This window comes from Candidatus Saganbacteria bacterium (genome assembly GCA_026387835.1).
Taxonomy (GTDB): Bacteria; Margulisbacteria; WOR-1; order JAKLHX01; family JAKLHX01; genus JAPLKZ01.
In genome coordinates this window covers 1-5,277 of record JAPLKZ010000007.1, presented here as the reverse complement: position 1 = coordinate 5,277, position 5,277 = coordinate 1, and the positions used below count along the sequence as shown (strand labels likewise).

Sequence of the window (5,277 nt, the reverse complement as noted above, 5' to 3'; positions counted from 1 at the left end):
TCGCGACCAAGAAAACCTGCGCCAAGCAGGCTTGCCCCGAGCGAAGTCGAGGGGGATCGCCCCGAGCGAACTTATGCGAGCCGAGGGGGTTGTTTTTCATGATTATATGAATTATGTAATATTTGGCATAAAATGGCAATCGTCAGGCAATATTTTAATGACAATCGCGGTATTTATGAGTATAATATAAACAAAATATTATTATATGATAGAAAATACAAAGCAAATACTTCTAACGATTAGGGACATCCTAATCCCGTTTTTACCAAAATCGTTTATAAGGGCATTAATCGGTAAAGGTGAATATGTCTTTTTGGCCCATCCGATTGAGCTTCTTCCCGATATCGCAAGGAAGTATCCGTTCGCCAATAATGCTCCGAAATGGTTCTTAAAAGGCATAAGCAAGCTTCATCCTCCGGTAATATTATCTAAGATCACAGGTTATAAAGGCAGAGACGGACGCACGGTTGACGGATGGGTGGTTTTTTGTTCGCTTTCCACCCGGATGATGCTTTTAAACGAAAAAAGAGCCAGAACAAAGATATTGAAAGCGGCAAAATTTTCCGAAAAGCTTGATGCTAAGCTGTTAGGTCTTGGTGCGTTTGTACCAATCGTTACAGATCACGGAGCATATCTGCAAGGTAAAGTTAAAATGTCCATAACAAATGGCGACGCTTTCTCGGCTGTAATCGCCGCAAAAAACGTTATTAAGGCTGCGGACTTAGCCGGATTGGATAAAGAAAAAGTTAAATTGGCTGTCGTGGGTGCCGCCGGTTTTGTCGGTTCAATGAGCAGTAAACTTCTGTTAAAATACTTCTCCGACATAACTTTAATTGACAAGAACAAAGAAGACGTAAAAACGCTGGGCGAGGAACTTAAAAAGAAAAGCGGCAACAAAAATATCGTGGTTTCTTTTGATATCAGCGATATCAAAAATGCCGATATTGTGTTAACAGTGACAAATACTCCCGGCGTGATAGTGAGATCGAAACATCTTAAAACAAAATCAATAATTATCGACGCCGCACAGCCAAGAAATGTTTCGGTTAAAGTGCCTTATGAGCGTGAAGATGTTATCGTTATTGAATCGGGAGTGGCCGAAGTTGACGGATTGAATGTAAACTGTGATTTCGGTCTAAGAAAAGAGAACGAGGTTTACAGCTGCTTTGCGGAGCTTCTTCTGCTCTGTTGGATGAGAGAATACAATGAGGACCATGTCAACCGCATCTCCGAAAGTTATGTGCTTAAATTGTGGGATGAGATGGAAAAGGCAGGGATACGGATGGCAAGTTTCAGAAATGTCAAACAATCCATTAATACTGTTGATTTTAATAGAGTATTTGGGGGAAATTAAATGGATAAAACATTAATTCTCGACCAAAATTTTGTTGATGACACTTTGAAACTAAAATCACTTTTATTGCCTGTCAAACAGAAATTTGACGCTTTTGACAAGACCTCTCCAACCATTCAACAGCAGATATATTTAATCGAAAAAAACAAAGACGGAATATTTAAAAATATCGACAATCTTTTTGCCAATATTTGGGAAATATACAACAACCTGCCCTTGGAAGCAGCGAAAGAACATCAAAAATATTTTCAGGAGGAACTTGTTAAGCTTTTTGATGTTTCTCCTTATAATAAACGGGTTTACGAAAAGCCTCTAGGTTATGCGGGCGATTATATCACAATGCTCTATTTGTATGATAACGGCTACGAAGGAGATACAACCTACGGAAAATTCATCCATAGGTATTCGATGAGAGTTCCGACCGCAATAGCGAATCGTAACAGAAAAGATTTCTACAAAGAACACATCAATAATATCCTAAAAATAAAACCGGATGCCAAAATTGCCAGCATCGCATCTGGGCCAGCTATAGAGTTAATTGAAATTTTAAAAGAAAACCCTCTCGCGGAAAAGGCAGTATTTTCCTGTTTGGATTTTGAAAACCAGTCTCTCGAGTACGTTAAAAATCAAGTTTATATTGCTGAGGGTAAAACTGGCAAGAAGTTCAGAGTTAATTACATCAATTCGGATATAAGAACACTTTTAAAGAGCGGAAAAATAGATCGGGTTCTGGACAACCAGAATCTAATATATTGTTCCGGCCTTATAGATTATTTCAACAATAAAATTGCATCAAAAATGATAGAGGTATTATTTGGCAAAATAAATGAAGGCGACGAGCTGGTAATAGGCAATGTTTCTGACAAAGATAGCTTTATAGCATATACGGAAATACTCGGGGAATGGTATATCTACCGCCGGTCTAAGGAAGATATGTTAAAACTTACCGAGAACTTAATCAACAAATCGATCGAGATCGAATTTGAAAAAGAAACTCAGATGAATATTTTCCTGGTAATTAAGAAGCCATGACTTCAAATACTCTTATAAATATTTTTCTTTTTATAGCGTTTGCTTTTGATGTGATTTTGGCTTACATATTACTTTTCAGGGCCCCCCTGAAAGAAAGCACCAGAATATTTGGTTATTCGACATTATCTGTTGGTTTGTGGACTCTTGGGATATTCATGTTTGGGATAAGTGAAAATACGACGCTTTCACTGTTTTGGAACAGAGAGTTTATTTTCACGTCAGGCTTCATTGCCAGCACTTTTCTGCATTTTTCCCTAGTTTTAACAGGATATAAGCTGAATAATTTTAAAAAGATTGCTTTACATTTGCCAAATTTGTTAATTCTAGTAGGGGTTTTTATTCCTGATGCATTTATTAGAGAAATTATTGTTCGTTCGTGGGGAAAAGAAAGTATATTGGGTTATTTATATCCTTTGTTCGCTATATATTTCTCAAGTTATGTGCTAATAGGTTTGTACAGAATATTTATATCAACCACAGAATCCAAAGGAATACAAAAAACGCAGTTGAGCTATATTTTTCTTGCCACTTTACTTACAAGTATTGTTGGAACATATTTTAATTTATATCTGATTCTGGCAGGGAATTATCGTTATATATGGATTGGACCTTATAATTCCCTTGTTTTAGTTTCAATAATCGCCTACGCCATCACCAAAACCCGCCTTATGGACATTTCGGTTATCATCAGCAAATCCATTGCCTACGGGCTGACGATGATAATATTAGGGTTGTTTTATTTTGCATTCGCAATACCCTATAGATATTTCGTTTCACCGAATATTGATATCGGCTTTTTGTCGATGACAGTCGCTTACGGTGTCTTTGTCGGCTTTGCTTTCGAGCGACTCCGCATGTTTATCCAAACTTCATCGGACAAATTATTCTTGAAAGGAAAGTACGATTTTACCGACACCATAGCCTACTTTTCCGAAAAATTATCGTATGTTGCTGGAATGGAAGATCTGAAAGCTGTTCTGGAAGAGGCAAGAGTTGAAAAAATGGAATTGAAAATGCTGGACGTTCGACAGAAGGGCGATCTGTCCGGTAAAGAGGCAGAGTATTATTCCAAAAATAAAAAGCCTGCTGTTTTTGATGAACTGCCGGAAGAATTGAAAGATGAAGAAAAGAAAAAAGATATCGAGTATATTGTCCCGTGTTTGTTTAAAGGCGAGCTTATATCTCTGCTATACGTCGGCAAAAAGCTTTCGGAAGATGCTTTCAGGGATGAAGAGTTAGACGCTTTGAAAGTCATTGCTCCACAGATAGCGGTCGTGATCGAGCGTATAAAACCATACGAGCGGGTAAAGGTCGATCTTGCCACCGAGCAGGAAAAAGTTAAGATCGCTCAGAAAGCCGCGGAAGATAACGCTAGATTGGCTGCGCTTGGTACTCTTGCAGCGGGACTCGCCCATGAGATCAGGAATCCGATGACTGTACTCCGGTCAAAATCCGAGACAGTTCTTGAAAGAATTGACGACAAAGAATATGTATCTAACTATGCGAGAATGATGCCTGAACAAATAGACAGGATACTATCTATAATCAACCGCATGCTCAAGTTCGCGAAGGCCAAATCTGAAGAGATGGAAACGACCGATATCAACAAGGTCATTGAAGATACTTTATCGATGCTGGAAGGGCGTATCAAGGATAAAAGTATAAAAGTTGAAAAGGAATTGGATGCGAAAAATAAGATAATGGCAAATCCCGTCATGCTTTCCGAAGCGTTCTTTAATATAATGCAGAACTCTCTTGATTTTACGGGAAAAGACGGGGTTTTAAAGGCGAGATCATTTGATAGTGAAAACAATGTTGAAATTGAGATAGCGGACACGGGGTCAGGAATGACGAAGGAACAGGTTGACCATATCTTTGAGCCTTTCTATACCACAAGGGCCGAAGGGACAGGCCTCGGCTTATCCATCGCGCATAGAAATATAATAGACCATAAGGGAAAGATAGAAGTATCGTCTCAAATTGGGAAAGGGACGGCTTTCAAGATGACTTTCCCGTCCATCTAGAAAAATCAGATTTTTTCCGGTTCTATATTGTCCCATTTTCCGCCGCGTATCGCTTCCAGGTCTTCGAGCTTCACTTTGTCAATATCCTGGTTGTTCTTGTTGTAAAGCGCATCAAGAATGAGCTTTCTCCTGGCAAAAATAGGATCTTCTTTTGAGCTGTCGACAAAGATATGATTGGCGAGCATGACCTTTTGCAGAAAAAGATCGTCGTCCATTTTCCTCTTTGCCGCCAGTTTGACCCTGAAGATAAGGTCTTCATTCCTGAACGGCTTTGTGATAAAGTCAGACGCGCCGAGCTTTGAGGCTTCCCACGCCAGTTTTGCCTCATCAAAGGCTGTCAGCATGATGATCTCGATCTTGTTCGGGCCGCTATATTGTCCCTTTATCTTTTTAAGCACTTCCATTCCGTCCATTTCAGGCATTCTGATATCAAGAAGAACGATGTGGTATTTCTTTTCATTTAATTTTGAAAGCGCGGCCTTGCCCCCGTCGGCTGTATCAACCTCGCATTCTTTTGAAAGGACCTCGGAAATGGTGTCTCTCGCGTCTTTTTCGTCATCAACCACCAGAACAACGGGTTTGTCCATTAACATTCTCCTCCGCAAAGATTTTCTCATTATCCGGAATAATAGTCAACCTGAAAAGGGCTCTCTGATTTGCAACACATTCTAAATAAAGGCCTGCTTTTCCGGAAGGATGAGGATAAGAATGAGGGAAAATTTGCTCCGCAAATTTTGCGCCAAGCAGGGATCGAACCTGCGACCCGCTGATTAAGAGTCAGCTGCTCTACCAACTGAGCTATTGGCGCTTGTCCTGAGCGAGCCCCGAGCCTTGAGCCTGTCGAAGGGTCGAGGGGCGAGTCGAAGG

The 5,277-nt window shown here is 40.0% G+C and carries 4 protein-coding genes and 1 tRNA gene; 3 read left to right on the top strand and 2 right to left on the bottom strand.

The annotated features are described in order from the left end of the window. The first annotated feature begins 313 nt into the window (after window positions 1-313). From NTZ10_02645 to NTZ10_02635, 3 genes are all read left to right on the top strand, one after another. On the top strand, window positions 314-1,354 hold the full coding sequence (locus NTZ10_02645) for a hypothetical protein (protein ID MCX5749126.1): 1,041 nt from the start codon (window positions 314-316) through the stop codon (window positions 1,352-1,354). Further along, entirely contained in the window at window positions 1,355-2,386 is a 1,032-nt protein-coding gene (locus NTZ10_02640; protein ID MCX5749125.1) for a hypothetical protein, read from the top strand. Window positions 2,387-3,054: 668 nt separating this feature from the next. Continuing rightward, the gene (locus NTZ10_02635; GenBank protein ID MCX5749124.1) at window positions 3,055-4,410 is read left to right on the top strand and encodes an ATP-binding protein; all 1,356 of its coding nucleotides are present in this window, start codon (window positions 3,055-3,057) and stop codon (window positions 4,408-4,410) included. Window positions 4,411-4,415: 5 nt separating this feature from the next. Here the strand turns inward: NTZ10_02635 and NTZ10_02630 are convergent, their stop codons facing one another. Together NTZ10_02630 and NTZ10_02625 are read right to left on the bottom strand one after the other, a co-directional pair. Next, a complete protein-coding gene (locus NTZ10_02630) occupies window positions 4,416-4,997 on the bottom strand; it encodes a response regulator (GenBank protein MCX5749123.1) in 582 nt (193 codons plus the stop codon). Window positions 4,998-5,145: 148 nt separating this feature from the next. Continuing rightward, window positions 5,146-5,218, bottom strand: a tRNA-Lys gene (locus NTZ10_02625). Between the last annotated feature and the right edge of the window lie 59 nt (window positions 5,219-5,277).

Coding starts and splice junctions, on each gene's coding strand:
- NTZ10_02640 (MCX5749125.1), top strand. CDS start 1,355: ATGGATAAAACATTAATTCTCGACCAAAATTTTGTTGATGACACTTTG.
- NTZ10_02635 (MCX5749124.1), top strand. CDS start 3,055: ATGGACATTTCGGTTATCATCAGCAAATCCATTGCCTACGGGCTGACG.
- NTZ10_02630 (MCX5749123.1), bottom strand. CDS start 4,997: ATGGACAAACCCGTTGTTCTGGTGGTTGATGACGAAAAAGACGCGAGA.